Origin of the sequence: Streptomyces sp. NPDC007856 (genome assembly GCF_042868225.1) — a bacterium.
Lineage (GTDB): Bacteria > Actinomycetota > Actinomycetes > Streptomycetales > Streptomycetaceae > Streptomyces.
This window is the reverse complement of sequence record NZ_JBIAEC010000007.1, coordinates 237,758-253,960: the sequence shown is the minus strand read 5'-3', so window position 1 is coordinate 253,960 and position 16,203 is coordinate 237,758. Positions and strand designations below refer to the sequence as shown.

12 protein-coding genes are annotated in these 16,203 nt (G+C 71.4%); 8 read left to right on the top strand and 4 right to left on the bottom strand.

Translation table 11 applies throughout. The features are described 5' to 3' along the window. The first annotated feature begins 153 nt into the window (after nucleotides 1-153). Genes ACFYOH_RS19190 through ACFYOH_RS19180 form a run of 3 tightly spaced genes read left to right on the top strand, consistent with a single transcriptional unit; the run spans nucleotide 154 to nucleotide 4,781 of the window. Nucleotides 154-1,305: a CaiB/BaiF CoA transferase family protein gene (locus tag ACFYOH_RS19190; protein WP_388626970.1), complete on the top strand. Its 1,152-nt coding sequence runs from the start codon at nucleotides 154-156 to the stop codon at nucleotides 1,303-1,305. Between the two features lie 43 nt (nucleotides 1,306-1,348). Then, nucleotides 1,349-2,563 carry an acetyl-CoA C-acetyltransferase gene (locus ACFYOH_RS19185; protein WP_388626968.1) on the top strand — a complete coding sequence of 405 codons (1,215 nt, stop codon included), beginning with the start codon at nucleotides 1,349-1,351 and terminating at the stop codon, nucleotides 2,561-2,563. A 40-nt stretch (nucleotides 2,564-2,603) separates the two neighbouring features. Further along, nucleotides 2,604-4,781, top strand: coding sequence for a 3-hydroxyacyl-CoA dehydrogenase NAD-binding domain-containing protein (locus ACFYOH_RS19180; RefSeq protein ID WP_388626966.1), 2,178 nt, complete (start codon nucleotides 2,604-2,606; stop codon nucleotides 4,779-4,781). A gap of 64 nt (nucleotides 4,782-4,845) precedes the next feature. On the opposite strand, the gene ACFYOH_RS19175 is transcribed toward ACFYOH_RS19180, so the two are convergent. Together ACFYOH_RS19175 and ACFYOH_RS19170 are read right to left on the bottom strand one after the other, a co-directional pair. Further along, nucleotides 4,846-5,118 carry a hypothetical protein gene (locus tag ACFYOH_RS19175; protein ID WP_388626964.1) on the bottom strand — a complete coding sequence of 91 codons (273 nt, stop codon included), beginning with the start codon at nucleotides 5,116-5,118 and terminating at the stop codon, nucleotides 4,846-4,848. Nucleotides 5,119-5,149: 31 nt separating this feature from the next. Next, nucleotides 5,150-5,851: a MerR family transcriptional regulator gene (locus tag ACFYOH_RS19170; RefSeq protein WP_388626963.1), complete on the bottom strand. Its 702-nt coding sequence runs from the start codon at nucleotides 5,849-5,851 to the stop codon at nucleotides 5,150-5,152. A gap of 237 nt (nucleotides 5,852-6,088) precedes the next feature. Here ACFYOH_RS19170 and ACFYOH_RS19165 point away from each other — a divergent pair, with 237 nt between their 5' ends. Next, a complete protein-coding gene (locus ACFYOH_RS19165) occupies nucleotides 6,089-7,573 on the top strand; it encodes an amino acid permease (RefSeq protein ID WP_388626961.1) in 1,485 nt (494 codons plus the stop codon). A 42-nt stretch (nucleotides 7,574-7,615) separates the two neighbouring features. Next, nucleotides 7,616-8,617 (top strand): adenosine kinase, encoded by a 1,002-nt coding sequence (locus tag ACFYOH_RS19160; protein WP_388626959.1) that lies wholly within the window; start codon nucleotides 7,616-7,618, stop codon nucleotides 8,615-8,617. Between the two features lie 12 nt (nucleotides 8,618-8,629). Here the strand turns inward: ACFYOH_RS19160 and ACFYOH_RS19155 are convergent, their stop codons facing one another. Continuing rightward, nucleotides 8,630-10,132 (bottom strand): M1 family metallopeptidase, encoded by a 1,503-nt coding sequence (locus tag ACFYOH_RS19155; protein WP_388626957.1) that lies wholly within the window; start codon nucleotides 10,130-10,132, stop codon nucleotides 8,630-8,632. A 199-nt stretch (nucleotides 10,133-10,331) separates the two neighbouring features. Here ACFYOH_RS19155 and ACFYOH_RS19150 point away from each other — a divergent pair, with 199 nt between their 5' ends. Next, entirely contained in the window at nucleotides 10,332-12,317 is a 1,986-nt protein-coding gene (locus tag ACFYOH_RS19150; protein WP_388626955.1) for a Xaa-Pro dipeptidyl-peptidase, read from the top strand. A gap of 85 nt (nucleotides 12,318-12,402) precedes the next feature. Here the strand turns inward: ACFYOH_RS19150 and ACFYOH_RS19145 are convergent, their stop codons facing one another. After that, nucleotides 12,403-13,317, bottom strand: coding sequence for an FAD-dependent oxidoreductase (locus tag ACFYOH_RS19145; RefSeq protein ID WP_388627210.1), 915 nt, complete (start codon nucleotides 13,315-13,317; stop codon nucleotides 12,403-12,405). 101 nt (nucleotides 13,318-13,418) lie between these two features. Between ACFYOH_RS19145 and ACFYOH_RS19140 the strand changes: the two genes are divergently transcribed. Then, complete coding sequence (locus ACFYOH_RS19140) at nucleotides 13,419-14,450, top strand: oxidoreductase (RefSeq protein ID WP_388626953.1); 1,032 nt, start codon at nucleotides 13,419-13,421, stop codon at nucleotides 14,448-14,450. Between the two features lie 69 nt (nucleotides 14,451-14,519). Beyond that, nucleotides 14,520-16,160: an ABC-F family ATP-binding cassette domain-containing protein gene (locus ACFYOH_RS19135; RefSeq protein ID WP_388626951.1), complete on the top strand. Its 1,641-nt coding sequence runs from the start codon at nucleotides 14,520-14,522 to the stop codon at nucleotides 16,158-16,160. The last annotated feature ends 43 nt before the right edge of the window (nucleotides 16,161-16,203 follow it).

Here is a 16,203-nt window from a genome sequence, read left to right as displayed (position 1 = left end):
GCCGTCGGCGCAGCCGCCTCTCACCCTCCCGGGTGATCCGCGTGGAGGCGGGCACTTGACTAAGCGCTTGCTCGTTGGGTCTTGTGTCCGGTGGAACGCGTTCCTAGCATCACCGGTGTTACATCAGTTGTGTCACACACGCTTGGGGGCTGCATGACGACGGCAGGGACGCCGGGCGGCGGGCCGCTCTCCGGCGTGCGCGTGGTCGAGCTGGCCGGCATCGGGCCGGGCCCGTTCGCCGCCATGCTCCTCGCGGACCTCGGCGCGGACGTGGTTCGGGTGGACCGGCCGGGCGGTCCCGGCCTCGGCATCGATCCCGGGTACGACGTCACCAACCGCAACAAGCGCTCGGTCGTGGTCGACCTGAAGGCCCCGGACGGCCCCGGGCGCGTCCTGGACCTCGCCGAGCGGGCCGACATCTTCATCGAGGGCTACCGCCCCGGCGTCGCCGAGCGCCTCGGCGTCGGCCCCGGGGAGTGCCACGCCCGCAACCCCCGCCTGGTCTACGGCCGCATGACCGGCTGGGGGCAGGACGGCCCGCTCGCCGACCGCGCGGGCCACGACGTGGCCTACATCGCGCTGACCGGCACCCTCGGCATGACCGGCCGCCCGGACGAGCCCCCGGTCTTTCCGGCCAACCTGCTCGGCGACTACGCGGGCGGCTCCCTCTACCTGGTCGTCGGCGTCCTCGCCGCCCTGCACCACGCGCGCGTGACCGGCACCGGACAGGTCGTCGACGCCGCCATCGTGGACGGCGCGGCCCACCTCTCCGCGATGATCCACGGCATGCTCGCGGCCGGCGGCTGGCAGGACCGGCGCGCCGCCAACCTCCTCGACGGCGGCTGCCCCTACTACGGCACCTACGAGACCGCCGACGGCAAGTACATGGCGGTCGGCGCCCTGGAGGGGCAGTTCTACGCGGAGTTCCTGCGGCTGCTCGGCCTGGACGACCTGGCACCGGCCCACAAGGACTGGAGCCGCTGGGACGAGCTGCGCGAGCGCGTCGCCGCCCGCTTCAAGTCCCGCACCCGGGACGAGTGGACGGCGCTCTTCGAGGGAACGGACGCCTGTGTGGCGCCCGTGCTGTCCCTGCGCGAGGCCCCGCACCACCCGCACCTGGCCGCCCGCGGCACCTTCACCGACCACGCCGGCATCACCCAGCCGGCCCCCGCCCCCCGCTTCTCCGCGACCCCCACGTCCGTCCGCACAGGCCCCGCCCTGCCGGGCGCCGACACGGAGGCGGTGGCGCGGGACTGGGGGATACCCGCACCCGTGAACGACGACCCGGTCACCGACGCCGACTGACCCGGCCCAGCCCGCTCCGCCCACCCTCCCGAAAGGCACACCAGTGAGCACCGAAGCGTACGTGTACGACGCGATCCGCACCCCGCGCGGCCGCGGCAAGGCGAACGGCGCCCTGCACGGCACGAAGCCCATCGACCTGGTCGTCGGCCTCATCCACGAGATCCGCGACCGCTTCCCCGGCCTCGACCCGGCCGCAGTCGACGACATCGTGCTCGGTGTCGTCGGACCGGTCGGCGACCAGGGCTCCGACATCGCCCGGATCGCCGCGATCGCCGCCGGACTGCCCGACACGGTCGCCGGCGTCCAGGAGAACCGCTTCTGTGCCTCCGGCCTGGAGGCCGTCAACCTGGCCGCCGCCAAGGTGCGTTCCGGTTGGGAGGACCTGGTCCTCGCGGGCGGCGTGGAGTCGATGTCCCGGGTGCCGATGGCCTCCGACGGCGGCGCCTGGTTCAACGACCCGATGACCAACCTCGCCGTCAACTTCGTGCCGCAGGGCATCGGCGCCGACCTGATCGCCACCATCGAGGGCTTCTCCCGCCGGGACGTCGACGAGTACGCGGCCCTGTCCCAGGAGCGCGCCGCCACGGCCTGGAAGGAGGGCCGCTTCGACCGCTCGGTCGTCCCCGTCAAGGACCGCAGCGGCCTGGTCGTCCTCGACCACGACGAGCATCTGCGCCCCGGCACCACCGCCGACTCGCTCGCGAAGCTCAAGCCGTCCTTCGCGGACATCGGCGAACTCGGCGGCTTCGACGCCGTCGCGCTGCAGAAGTACCACTGGGTGGAGAAGATCGACCACGTCCACCACGCGGGCAACTCCTCCGGCATCGTGGACGGCGCCTCGCTCGTCGCGATCGGCTCCAAGGAGGTCGGCGAGCGCTACGGTCTCACCCCGCGCGCGCGGATCATCTCCGCCGCCGTCTCCGGCTCCGAGCCGACCATCATGCTCACCGGGCCCGCCCCCGCCACCCGCAAGGCCCTCGCCAAGGCCGGGCTCACCATCGACGACATCGACCTGGTCGAGATCAACGAGGCGTTCGCCGCGGTGGTCCTGCGCTTCGTCAAGGACATGGGTCTGTCGCTGGACAAGGTCAACGTCAACGGCGGCGCCATCGCCCTCGGCCACCCGCTCGGCGCGACCGGCGCGATGATCCTCGGCTCGCTCATCGACGAGCTGGAGCGCCAGGACAAGCGCCACGGCCTCGCCACCCTGTGCGTCGGCGGCGGCATGGGCATCGCCACCATCGTCGAGCGCATCTGAACTCCCCGCGGATCACCAGACTTCAACGGAGACGACTGTCATGACCGAGAGCACCACCATCCGCTGGGAGCAGGACGACACCGGTGTCGTCACCCTCGTCCTGGACGACCCCAACCAGTCCGCGAACACCATGAACCAGGCGTTCCGCGCCTCCATCACGGCGATCGCCGCGCGCGCCGAGGCCGAGAAGGACTCCATCCGCGGCATCATCTACACCTCCGCCAAGAAGACCTTCTTCGCCGGCGGCGACCTCAAGGACATGATCAAGGCCGGTCCCGAGGACGCCCAGCAGGTCTTCGACACCGCCACCGAGATCAAGAACGCGCTGCGCCGCATCGAGACCCTCGGCAAGCCGGTCGTCGCCGCCATCAACGGCGCGGCCCTCGGCGGCGGCTACGAGATCGCGCTCGCCTCCCACCACCGCATCGCCCTGGACGCCCCCGGCTCCAAGATCGGCCTGCCCGAGGTCACGCTCGGCCTGCTGCCGGCGGGCGGCGGCGTCACCCGCACCGTGCGCCTGATGGGCATCACGGACGCGCTGCTGAAGGTGCTGCTCCAGGGCACCCAGTACAACCCCCGCCGCGCCCTGGACAACGGCCTGGTCCACGAGGTGGCCGAGACTCCCGAGGAGATGCTCGCCAAGGCCCGCGCCTTCATCGACGCCCACCCCGAGTCGCACCAGCCCTGGGACGTCCCCGGCTACAGGATCCCGGGCGGCACCCCAGCGAACCCGAAGTTCGCCGCCAACCTGCCCGCGTTCCCGGCCAGTCTGCGCAAGCAGACGAACGGCGCCCCCTACCCGGCCCCGCGCAACATCATGGCCGCGGCCGTCGAGGGCTCCCAGGTCGACTTCGAGACCGCGATCACCATCGAGACCCGCTACTTCACCGAGCTGGTGACCGGGCAGACCGCCAAGAACATGATCCAGGCGTTCTTCTTCGACCTCCAGGCCGTCAACTCCGGCGCCAACCGGCCGAAGGGCATCGAGCCCGGCAAGGTGCGCAAGGTCGCCGTCCTCGGCGCCGGCATGATGGGCGCCGGCATCGCCTACTCCTGCGCCCGCGCCGGCATCGACGTCGTCCTGAAGGACGTCTCCCTGGAGGCGGCGACCAAGGGCAAGGGCTACTCCGAGAAGCTGTGCGCCAAGGCCGTCGCCAAGGGCCGTACCAGCCAGGAGAAGGCCGACGCGCTGCTGGCCCGGATCACGCCCACCGCCGAGGTGGCCGATCTCGCGGGCTGCGACGCGGTGATCGAGGCCGTCTTCGAGGACACCGCGCTCAAGCACAAGGTGTTCCAGGAGATCGAGTCCGTCGTCGCGCCCGACGCGCTGCTGTGCTCCAACACCTCCACCCTGCCCATCACCACCCTCGCCGAGGGCGTGGAGCGCCAGGCCGACTTCATCGGGCTGCACTTCTTCTCGCCCGTCGACAAGATGCCGCTGGTGGAGATCATCAAGGGTGAGCGCACCGGTGACGAGGCCCTGGCCCGCGCCTTCGACCTGGTCCGGCAGATCAACAAGACGCCGATCGTCGTCAACGACTCGCGCGGCTTCTTCACCTCCCGAGTGATCGGCCACTTCATCAACGAGGGCGTCGCCATGGTCGGCGAGGGCATCGAGCCCGCCTCCGTGGAGCAGGCCGCCGCCCAGGCCGGCTACCCGGCCAAGGTCCTCTCCCTGATGGACGAGCTGACCCTCACCCTCCCGCGCAAGATCCGGGGCGAGACGAAGCGGGCCGTGGAGGAGGCGGGCGGCACCTGGACCGCGCACCCGGCCGAAGCCGTCATCGACCGCATGGTCGACGAGTTCGGCCGCCCCGGCCGCAGCGGTGGCGCCGGGTTCTACGACTACACCGAGGACGGCAAGCGAGCCGGACTCTGGCCGGGCCTGCGCGAGCACTTCACCCGGCCCGGGTACGAGATCCCGTTCCGGGACATGCAGGAGAGGATGCTCTTCTCCGAGGCGCTCGACACCGTACGCCTCTTGGAGGAGGGCGTCCTGACCTCGGTCGCCGACGCCAACATCGGCTCGATCCTCGGCATCGGCTTCCCCGGCTGGACCGGCGGCGTCCTGCAGTACATCAACGGCTACGAAGGCGGCCTGCCCGGCTTCGTGGCCCGCGCGCGGGAACTCGCCGAGACCTACGGCGAGCGCTTCACCCCGCCCGCGCTGCTCGTCGAGAAGGCGGAGCGCGGGGAGCCCTTCACCGACGGCCACTGACCCGGTCCCGACAAGGCGGCACCCTCCCCTTCGACCGAAGGTGCCGCCTTGGCGGTTTCGCCTGTCAGCCGTCCTGCTTGGGACCGAGATAGATGCCGCCGCCGGCGTCGACGGTGATGCCACGCGGACCGACCTCGTTGGCCAGGCCGTCATCGCCTGCCCCGCCGAGACCGCCCGCTTCTACCCCTGGCCCGGCCTGGTCTACCTCCCCGTCCGCGACGCCCCGCCCTTCCGCTGGGCCCTCGCCTGGCGCACCGGTGACGACGACCTCCTGCTCCGCGCCCTCGCCGACTCCGCCACCGCGACCGGGGGCCCGGCATCGGCCGACCGGACCCACAGTTCCTGCCGCACCCCGCAACCGGTGCCGCTCAGTCGAGCCACTCCCGCAGTTCCTGGTTCAAGGAGCGCTGGAACGTGGTCAGCAGGGCCTGCACCACCAGCGGGTGCATGTGGGCGGACAGGGAGCGCACTTCCTTGGTGTCCCGCTCCGTCACCGCGCCTCGCAGCAGTTGTGACAACGCGTGAGCGGCCGCGCGGGAGTGCTCGATGAGCACCTTGCGCGCCGCGAGGATCACCTCCTGCGACAGCGGTACGTCGAGCAGCTGCACCCCGAGCCGGAGCAACCCGGAGTCGACCCGGAAGGTGTCGCCCTCCGCGCCCTCCGCTGCCATGACGACGTTCATCGCCGCCAGCCGCTCCACGTCCTCGGCGGCGAGCGGCCGGCCGGCCCGCCGCTCCAGCTCCTCCCGCGACACCGTGTCGACCGCGTCCGGCGCCCAGGACGCGACCACGGCACGGTGGATGGCGAGGTCCTGCGGGGAGAGGTCGGCGGGCAGCTGCCCGAGGTACCGCTCGATCGCCGACAGGGTCATCCCCTGCTGCTGCAACTCCTCGATCAGGGCCAGCCGCGCCAGATGGTCGGGCCCGTAGTGCCCCACCCGGCGGGGCCCGATCATCGGGGGCGGCAGCAGACCCTTGCTGCCGTAGAACCGCACGGTGCGCACGGTGACGCCCGCCCGGGCGGCCAGCTCGTCGATGGTGAGGGGCGTGCCGTCGGCATGAGTCGTCATGTGCAGCAGTATCGCTGTCTCACCAATGGTGTGAAACCCGAGGTGAACGACATGTGGACCCTGCGTTGATCGTGTGAGAAGTAACGCTGTGTGACATGGGCCACCGCGTAGAGGTGATTCTTTCTGGGAAGCTGCTGGCTTGGTCTGTGCCGCGACTCGACACCGGGGTGGTGTGGACCAAGCCCTGCACGTCCCCCGGGCCCACGAGGCCTGGGCGCACCAGGAAGTGAACCACCCGTGAGCAAGGACGCCGTGGAATCGGCACAGGCCCCCGCCCGCATCAAGGCGGCTCAGGCGGACCGGACGCCCGCGGACGCGGGCGACGCCGGTTACAGCAAGGACCTCAAGGCCCGCCACGTCAACATGATCGCTATCGGTGGCGCCATCGGCACAGGACTCCTCCTGGGCGCCGGCGGCCGCCTGCACAACGCGGGACCGGCACTCGCCCTGGCCTACCTGGTCTGCGGCGTCTTCGCCTTCTTCGTGGTCCGGGCCCTCGGCGAACTGGTCCTGTACCGCCCGTCCTCCGGGTCCTTCGTGTCCTACGCGCGTGAGTTCCTCGGCGAGAAGGGCGCCTATGTCGCCGGCTGGATGTACTTCCTGAACTGGTCGACCACCGGCATCGCCGACATCACCGCGATCGCGCTCTACACGCACTACTGGAGCATGTTCACCAGCATTCCCCAGTGGGTGCTTGCCCTGATCGCCCTCGCGGTGGTCCTGGCCGTGAACCTGATCTCGGTGAAGATCTTCGGCGAGATGGAGTTCTGGTTCGCGATCATCAAGGTCGCGACCATCGTCGGCTTCATGCTGATCAGCATTTTCCTGCTCGCCACCCAGCACAAGGTCGGCGGCCACACCCCCGGCCTGAGCGTCATCACCGACCATGGCGGGCTCTTCCCGCACGGCGCGATGCCGGTCGTCCTGGTCATGCAGGGCGTGATCTTCGCCTACGCCGCGCTGGAGCTGGTCGGTGTCGCCGCCGGCGAGACCGCCGAGCCGGAGAAGGTCGTCCCGCGCGCGGTGAACTCGATCATGTGGCGTGTGGGCCTGTTCTACGTCGGCTCGGTCGTGCTGCTCGCCCTGCTGCTGCCCGGCTCGGTGTACTCCGCCGACGAGAGCCCGTTCGTCACGGTCCTGTCGAAGATCGGCGTCCCTGCGGCCGGTGACGTGATGAACCTGGTCGTCCTGACCGCGGCCATGTCCTCGCTGAACTCCGGTCTGTACTCCACCGGCCGCATCCTGCGCTCCATGGCCATGGCGGGCTCCGCGCCGAAGTTCACCGCCCGCATGAACCGCAGCCAGGTCCCCTACGGCGGCATCCTGCTGACCTGCGCGGTCTGTGTGCTCGGCGTCGGCCTGAACTACCTGATGCCCAGCCAGGCCTTCGAGATCGTGCTGAACGTCGCCTCCCTCGGCATCATCAGCACCTGGGTGATCATCATGCTCTGCCACATGATCTTCGTCCGCCGGGCCCGCGCGGGCCTCGCGACCCGGCCGCACTTCCAGCTGAAGTTCAGCCCGGTCACCGAGATCGCCACGATCGCGTTCCTGCTGATCTGCCTCGGCATGATGTGGAACGATCCCGAGGTCGGCCGGAAGACCATCCTGCTGATTCCGGTCATCGCCGTCATGCTGGTCGCCGGCTGGTTCGGCGTGCGCCGCCGGGTCTCGAAGAACACCGACCAGGAGCTCACGGAGCTGTCGCGCTCCACGGATTAGCAGCTCGGCGCCACTGTCAGTGGCATCGCCTAAGGTGGCGTCATGTCGGAGATCATGCATGTCCGGGGTGACGCCACCGTGGCGTCGGTCAAGGGTGCCAAGGCGATCGGGGAACCGCGCGACCAGCCGAGCTCGCGCACCCCTGCGACGGACGTCCTGGTGCTGGGCGGAGCCGGCGTCGACACGATCATCCACGTCCCCGAACTGCCCCTCCCGTACGCCGACAGCTACATGATCGACTCCGGGATCCGCACCCGCGCCGGACAGACCGGCGACTTCGTCGCCCTGGGCCTTGCCGCACTCGGCCTGCGCACCCACCACCTCGACCTGCTCGGCGCCGACCCCGAGGGCGACCTCGTGCGTGCCCTGCACCGCGAGCACGGCATCGGACTGACCACGCTCCCGCAGCCCGCCGGCACCAAACGGGCGGTCAACCTCGTCGGCCCGGACGGCCGCCGCCTGTCCCTGTACGACACCAGCCGGGCCCGCCCCGGCGACCGCTTCCCGCCGGAGCTGCTGCGCATGCTGGCCGGAGCGAGCCGGCATGTGCACGTGACCATCACCCAGCCCTGCGCCGAGACCCTGCCCGTGCTGACCGCGACCGGCGTACCCCTGTCCACGGATCTGCACGACTGGGACGGGGAGAACCCGTACCACGAGCCCTTCGCGTACGCGGCGGACATCGTCTTCCTGTCGGCCGCCGCCCTGACCGACCCCGAGCGCACCATGCGGCGCATCACCGAGCGGGGGCGTGCCGAGGTGGTCGTCGTCACCGCCGGAGCCGAGGGCGCGTATCTGCTGGCCGACGGCGAGCTGACCCGCGTGCCCGCGGCATTGCCGCCCGCGCCGGTGGTGGACTCCAACGGCGCGGGCGACGCCTTCGCCGCCGCCTTCCTCTACGGCCGCCTCGCCGGCGAACCGCCCGAGACCTGCGCCCGCTACGGCGCGGTGGCGGGCGCCTACGCCTGCACCGTCCCGGCCTCCCGAGCGGAGTCGATAGACCGGGACGAACTGCTCGAACGGGCGGCGGAGCCGAGACCCTGACCGGTCCCCGGGTCAGTGTCCGTGCGCGGCGTGGATGTCGTTCGTCGCCTCGATCTTCTGCCACGACTTCGGCCGGGCCACCGCCGTGTCCGCCTGCACCAGGGACGCGGCGCGTGCGGCGGGCGCGGCCGGCTTCGACGGCTGGAACAGCCAGGTGTCGAACAGTGCCGCGAGGGGCTTGCCAGACACCTGCTCGGCGTACTTCTGGAAGTCGGCCACCGAGGCGTTGCCGTACGCGTGCTCCTGCGGCCAGCCCTTCAGGATGCGGAAGAACGCGTCGTCGCCGATCTCGTTGCGCAGTGTCTGGATCGCGAGCGCTCCGCGGTCGTAGACGGCGATGTCGAACTGGTGGTCCGGGCCCGGGTCACCCGGCTTGACCGTCCAGAACGCGTCGTCGGCCGGATGGGAGGCGTACACGTAGTCGGCGAGCTCCTGCGTGGTCCCCTCGCCCTCGTGCTCCGACCACAGCCACTGCGCGTACCGGGCGAAGCCCTCGTTGATCCAGATGTCCTTCCAGCCCTTCAGCGACACGTCGTCGCCGTACCACTGGTGGGCCAGCTCGTGCACCACCACCGAGGTGTTGGAGCCGTTCGCGAACTGCTTCGGGCTGTAGTAGACGCGGGTCTGGGTCTCCAGCGCGTACCCGGTGGTGGTGTTGGGCACGTACCCGCCCGCCGAGCTGAACGGATACGGCCCGAAGTAGCCGCTGAGCCAGTCGACGATCTCCCCGGTGCGCTCCACGCTCGACCGGGCGGCCCCGTCGTTGTCGCCGAGGTCCTTGCTGTAGGCGTTGACGACCGGCACCCCGCCGGCGGAGGTGCTGGTCGTGATGTCGAACTTCCCTATGGCGAGGGTGGCCAGATAGGTCGCCTGCGGCTTGTTCTGCCGCCAGTTGTAGCGGGTCCAGCCCAGCTTCGAACCGGTCGACTGCAGCGTGCCGTTGGAGATGGCCTGGGTGCCGTCCGGCACGGCCACCGACACGTCGTAGGTGGCCTTGTCACTCGGGTGGTCGTTGCTCGGGAACCACCACCAGGCCGCCTCGGGCTCGTCGGCCGCGACCGCGCCGTCGGGTGTGCGGTGCCAGGTGTTGAAGCCATAGGCGCTCTTCGTCGACGGCACCCCGCTGTAGCGGACCACCACCGTGATCGGCGTGCCCTTGGCCAGCGGCGTCCCCGGCGTGATCACCAGCTCGTGCTGCCCGGAGGTGGTGAACGCGGCCTTGGCGCCGTTGACCCGCACCTCGCTCACGTCCAGCAGGAAGTCCAGGTCGAAGCTGGACAGGTCCTGGGTGGTCCGCGCCAGGATCGTCGCCGTGCCCTGCAACGCGTCCGTCTTCGGCTGGTACTGCAGCCTCAGGTCGTAGTGCGAGACGTCGTAGCCGCCGTTGCCGTAGTCGGGGTAGTAGGGGTCGCCGATGCCCGGCGCGCCGGGGGAGAAGCTCGCGGCCGATGCCGGGATCGCCAGCAGGAGGGAGGCCGCCGCGAGTGCGCCCGGCGCGATGATTGTGCGGTGCACGTCAGCTCCAAGTCGTCGGGACTTCACGTCCGTTCGGAAGGTCCTTCGGGGACAGCTGCCCGGAGCCTATTCAGTCCCTGTGGCCCCTGACCTGTCCATGGCCCCCGCTGTCACACGATCGCCATTCGGCCGTCGCGTACCCGCACAGTGCCGTAAAGTCCCCTTCTGTAGCGGGAGTTCACCGGAGTACCGTCCGCGCATGCCGATACGCACCCTCATCCGCACGCGCTTCACGATCTGGAGAGCGCTCGCGACCGCGGTCGCCGCCATCCTGACGGCCGCCTTCCTCACCCCGTCCGCCGCACAGGCCGCCACCGGCGCGAGCCGGGCCCCGCGCGAGAGCCGGCCCGTCTACTCCTACGCCCACGCCGTCCGCGAGTCCGTATGGGTGGACACGGGGCTCGACGAAGACGGCGACGGCAGGACCGACCGGGTCGCCGCCGACATCGTCCGGCCAGCCGAACCCGCCCGCCAGGGCCGCAAGGTGCCCGTCATCATGGACGCCAGCCCCTACTACTCCTGCTGCGGACGCGGCAACGAGAGCCAGGTCAAGACGTACGACGCACAGGGCCACGTGGTCCAGATGCCGCTCTTCTACGACAACTACTTCGTTCCCCGCGGCTACGCCTTCGTCGGCGTCGACCTCGCCGGCACCAACCGCTCCGACGGCTGCGTCGACGTCGGCGGCCGCTCCGACATCCAGTCCGCGAAGGCCGTCGTCGACTGGCTGAACGGCCGCGCCAAGGCATACACGAGCCGGACCGGGACGAAGACCGTCACAGCCACCTGGACCAACGGCCGGACCGGCATGATCGGCAAGAGCTGGGACGGGACGATCGCCAACGGCGTCGCCGCCACCGGCGTCAAGGGGCTGAAAACCATCGTCCCGATCAGCGCCATCTCCTCCTGGTACGACTACTACTTCGCGCAGGGCGCCCCGCTGTACGACGGCGGCCCCGACCAACTGGCCGGTTACGTCGAGAGCGACACGGCGCACGCCCACTGCGCCGCCGTACAGAAGGAACTCGCCGACGGCAGCCCGCGCAGCGGCGACTGGACGTCGCTGTGGACCGAGCGGGACTACGTCAAGGACGCGGCCAAGGTGCGTGCCAGCGTGTTCCTGGTGCACGGCATGCAGGACCTCAACGTCCGCACCAAGCACTTCGGCCAGTGGTGGGACGCGCTGGCGAAGCACGGTGTGCACCGCAAGATCTGGCTGTCCCAGACCGGCCATGTCGACCCTTTCGACTACCGGCGCGGCGCCTGGGTCGACACCCTGCACCGCTGGTTCGACCACGAACTCCTCGGCTACGACAACGGCATCGACCGCGAGCCGATGGCCGATCTCGAACGCCACCCCGACCAGTGGGTCACCTCCCGCGTCTGGCCCCCGCAGACCACCCGCACCACCGTTCTCCACCCGGCTCCCGGCACCCAGGCGGGCGTCGGCACGCTCGGCCTGCACCCGGCCACCGGCACCGAGACCTTCACCGACGACCCGAAGCTGAGCGAGACCGACTGGGCGGCCCACCTGACCACGCCCACCCCGGAGAAGACCGGCTTCCTCACCGCGCCGTTCACCCGCGACCTGCGCCTGTCCGGTTCGACCACGGTGACGGTGACCGCGACACCTTCGACCACCTCGGCCCACCTGTCGGCCGTCCTGGTCGATCTCGGTCCGGACACCATCCGCGACTACGCGGACGCCGCGGAAGGCATCACCACGCTCAGCAACCGCACCTGCTGGGGCGAGAGCACGACCGGGGACAGCGCCTGCTTCAAGGAGACGGCGGCCAAGACGGCCAAGGTCGACTACACGGTGTTCAGCCGCGGCTGGGCCGACCTCGGCCACTACGCCTCGCTCGGCAAGGGCGTCCCGCTCACCCCGGGCAGGGCTTACACGATGACTCTTCGTCTCGCGGCCACCGACCACGTCGTTCCCGAGGGGCACCGGCTGGCCCTGATCATCGCGGGCACGGACAAGGACCTCATCGACCCGCCGTCCACCAAGCCGGCCCTCACGGTGTCCCTGTCGGGTACGACGGCTGCGCTCCCGCTGGTCGGCGGGGCGCCGGCGTTCGCCCGGGCCACCAGCGGTACGCCGGCCATGGCCCCTGCCCCGGCACGGCTGACCGGCGTCCGAGCACCGCACGCCGCGCAGCACGTTCCGGCGAACTTGACCTGAGCCGCAGCGCCATCGGCTGCCAGGCACCGGCACCCCGCAGGCGCGGGCAAGCACCCGCCGGCCCGACCGCCGCGCGGGTGCCCCGTCAGGCGGCCGGGAACGCCAGCCCGGCCGCCTCCCGCGCACACCCCCACGCCACCGTGATCCCGGCGCCGCCGTGCCCGTAGTTGTGCACCAGCAGGCGTCCGTCGGGCAGCGGCTGCCGTTCCAGTCGTACCGCGTCCCGGGCCGGCCGCAGCCCCACCCGGTGGTCCAGTACGCGCGCCTGCGCGATCTCCGGGCGGACCGCCGCGCACCGGGCCACGATCGCCGCGGCGGTGGCCGGGTCCGGGGCGAGGGACCAGTCGTCCTCCTCCGCCGTACCGCCGAGCAGCAGCCCGCCCGGCTGCGGGATGACGTACGTGGACGCGGCGGAGGAGTGGTCGACGGAGGTGAACCAGGTCGTGATCCCCGGGTTCTCCACGACCGCCAACTGCCCGCGCACCGGACGCACCGCGGGATCCGGCACCAGCGAACGCGCGCCCATACCCGTGCAGTTGACCACGACCCGCGCGGGCACCGCGGCGAGGTCGGTCACCTCGCGCGCCTCGACCACGCCTCCGGCCTTCGCCAGCCGCTCCCGCAGCCATGCCAGATGCACCGGCATGTCGATCACCGGCAGCCGCGCCGCGAGACCGTCGGCCACCGCCCGCAGTCCCGGCACCCGGCCCGCCCAGGCGCCCAGTTCGTCCAGCCGGATCCCCCGGTGTACGCCGTCGACCAGGCGTACGCCTGTTTCGTCCCGCCGGTCCGCCAGCTCCTCGTACACGGCGAGGGACGCGAGCGCCCACGCGCCGACCAGAGGCTCGGGTTCGATGCGGTACGGCCACCACAGGCCGCCGGCGACCGCCGAGGTCGTACGCTCGGCGGGCTCCCGCGCCCACACCCGTACCCGGCGCCCGGACTCCGCCAGGACCACGGCCGTCGTCAGCCCGGCGATCCCGCTCCCGACCACGATCACTTCGTCACTCGGCTCGCTGTTCACGCCAGGACGATAGGCCCTGTCCGGAAGACCCTGTCATGCTGCGCTCACATCCGTGCCGGTGTGGGGATACTCACAGCATGTCTGCCGCATACGCGACCTTCGGCCTGGCACCGGCGATCCGCGCCGGCGGTGTGCTCGCCGACGGCGGCTACCAGGTCCACCGCGACTTCGTGGACTTCGTCGTGGACGGCCGCCCGCTGCTGTTCCGGCTGTCCGACCTCGACGCGGTCTCCCCGCTCGCCTCGGACATACCGCCCGCCATCTTCACCGAGCAGGTGCGCGCCCTGCTCCTGGAGGCCGAACCGCCGCTCCCGGACGGCCGGTTCGTCATCTACGGCTGCCCCGACTGCGCGGATCTGGCCTGCGGGGCGGTCACCGCCGTCATCGAGCGCGACGGCGAGGACTACGTCTGGCGGGACTTCGCCTGGCAGACGAACGAGCACGCCGACCTGGAGCTGAACGGCTACCACGGCATAGGGCCGTTCCGCTTCCGGGGCGCCGAGTACCGCGCCGCACTCGGCGAGCTGATGGCGGGCTCCTGCGCGCCCCGTCGACGGGTGCTGCTGATCGGCGCCCGGGTCGCGGTCCTGGCCAAGCTGGCCGCCGCGCTGCGCCGCATCGGAATCGGCGCCGACATCACCCAGGACGCCCGGGCCGTCCCCGCCGAGGAACTGCGCGGTTACGGCGCGGTCGCCTTCGGCCGTGCGGTCGGGAAGGCCGACCGGGCCGCCGTACTGGAGGCCTTCGAGCGCGCCGGGATCGACATCGCCCGCGTGGACGGCCTGGCCCCGATCGTGCCGCTGCTGGTCGCCCAGATCGAGCACGCCCTCGACCGCAGCCCGCTCCCGCAGCGCCGGCTCGTGGGGCTGGCCGCCGCGGACGGCGCCGCGGACGTCGAGGTGACCTCGGCCTGTCGTGTACGGATCACCGCCTACCGCCTCGACCGGCTCTACCGCACCCACACCCGCGAGGTGTTCGACGGCGTCCTGGAGCCCGGCCGGCACCGCGTCGCGCTGGACCCGAAGGCGGTCAAGGGGGAGGCGTACGTCGTCGCCCGCACGACGGGAGGCGTGCTCACGGCACCGGTCGGCGGAGGGGCGCGGGGCTGAGGGGCAGGCGGGCCCACCGGGAAACAGGGCTGAGGTGTGGGTGTCCGGCCCATTAGGATCGGCGTCCTGATGACTGCCACCCTCGTCGCCAAGAACCTCGCCGCCGGGCACGGTGACCGTTCCCTCTTCTCCGGGCTGGACCTCGTCGTCGCGCCCGGCGACGTGATCGGTCTCGTCGGTGCCAACGGCGCGGGCAAGTCCACCCTGCTGAAGCTGCTCGCCGGACTCACCCCGCCCGAACAGGGTGAGCTGCGGCTGTCCCCGCCGACCGCGACCGTCGGTCATCTGCCGCAGGAGCCGGAGCGCAGGCCGGGCGAGACCGTCCGGGAGTTCCTCGCCCGTCGTACGGGAGTCGCCGAGGCCCAGCGCGTCATGGACGAGGCCACTCAGGCGCTCGTGGACGGGTCACCCGGTGCCGACGACGCCTACGCGGCCGCGCTGGAGCGCTGGCTCGGCCTCGGCGGCGCCGACCTGGAGGAGCGCGCGGAGGAAGTCGCCGACTCGCTCGGTCTCGCCGTCGACCTGGACCAGCCGATGACCGCACTGTCCGGCGGCCAGGCGGCCCGCGCCGGGCTCGCCTCGCTCCTGCTGTCCCGCTACGACGTCTTCCTCCTGGACGAGCCCACCAACGACCTCGACCTCGACGGCCTGGAGCGCCTGGAGCGCTTCGTCACCGGCCTGCGCGCCGGCACGGTCGTCGTCAGCCACGACCGCGAGTTCCTCACCCGCACGGTCACCAAGGTTCTCGAACTCGACCTGGCCCAGCAGCAGATCAACCTCTACGGCGGCGGCTACGCGGCCTATCTGGAGGAGCGCGAGGTCGCCCGCCGGCACGCGCGCGAGGACTACGAGGAGTACGCCGACAAGAGGGCCGCCCTCCAGGACCGTGCGCAGATGCAGCGGGCCTGGATGGACAAGGGCGTGAAGAACGCCCGGCGCAAGGCCGGCAACGACAACGACAAGATCGGCCGCAAGTTCCGCAGCGAGGCGAGCGAGAAGCAGGCGGCCAAGGCGCGGCAGACCCAGCGGATGATCGAGCGCCTGGACGCGGTCGAGGAGCCGCGCAAGGAGTGGGAACTGCGCATGGAGATCGCGTCCGCCCCGCGCTCCGGAGCGGTCGTGGCGACCCTGCGGGACGCCGAGGTCCGGCGCGGCGACTTCACCTTCGGGCCGGTGTCCCTGCAGATCGACTGGGCGGACCGGGTCGCGGTCACCGGGGCCAACGGTGCCGGCAAGTCCACCCTGCTCGGCGCGCTGCTCGGCCGTGTCCCGCTCGACTCCGGGCATGCGGCGCTCGGCTCGGGCGTCCTGGTGGGCGAGGTCGACCAGGCCCGCAAGCTCTTCCACGGCACCGAGACCCTGCTGGACGCCTTCTGCGCGGCCGTCCCCGACACCGAGCCGGTGGAGGTCCGCACCCTGCTCGCCAAGTTCGGCCTGAAGTCCGACCATGTGCTGCGCCCGGCCGGGACCCTCTCGCCGGGCGAGCGTACCCGCGCCGCCCTGGCGTTGCTCCAGGGCCGGGGAGTGAACCTCCTCGTCCTGGACGAGCCCACGAACCATCTCGACCTGCCCGCCATCGAACAGCTGGAGTCCGCCCTCGACGCCTACGACGGCACTCTGCTCCTGGTCACCCACGACCGGCGCATGCTGGACGCGGTCCGGGTGACCCGGCGGCTGGAGGTGGCGGACGGGAAGGTCACGGAGCGCTAGCGCCCCGCGCCCCGGGTGGGCGGCCAGAGGGCGCAGACCTGCA

What these genes read in the sequence shown, in the direction of transcription:
- ACFYOH_RS19180 (WP_388626966.1), top strand. Translation starts at nt 2,604, where the DNA reads ATGACCGAGAGCACCACCATCCGCTGGGAGCAGGACGACACCGGTGTC.
- ACFYOH_RS19190 (WP_388626970.1), top strand. Translation starts at nt 154, where the DNA reads ATGACGACGGCAGGGACGCCGGGCGGCGGGCCGCTCTCCGGCGTGCGC.
- ACFYOH_RS19160 (WP_388626959.1), top strand. Translation starts at nt 7,616, where the DNA reads ATGTCGGAGATCATGCATGTCCGGGGTGACGCCACCGTGGCGTCGGTC.
- ACFYOH_RS19140 (WP_388626953.1), top strand. Translation starts at nt 13,419, where the DNA reads ATGTCTGCCGCATACGCGACCTTCGGCCTGGCACCGGCGATCCGCGCC.
- ACFYOH_RS19170 (WP_388626963.1), bottom strand. Translation starts at nt 5,851, where the DNA reads ATGACGACTCATGCCGACGGCACGCCCCTCACCATCGACGAGCTGGCC.
- ACFYOH_RS19135 (WP_388626951.1), top strand. Translation starts at nt 14,520, where the DNA reads ATGACTGCCACCCTCGTCGCCAAGAACCTCGCCGCCGGGCACGGTGAC.
- ACFYOH_RS19150 (WP_388626955.1), top strand. Translation starts at nt 10,332, where the DNA reads ATGCCGATACGCACCCTCATCCGCACGCGCTTCACGATCTGGAGAGCG.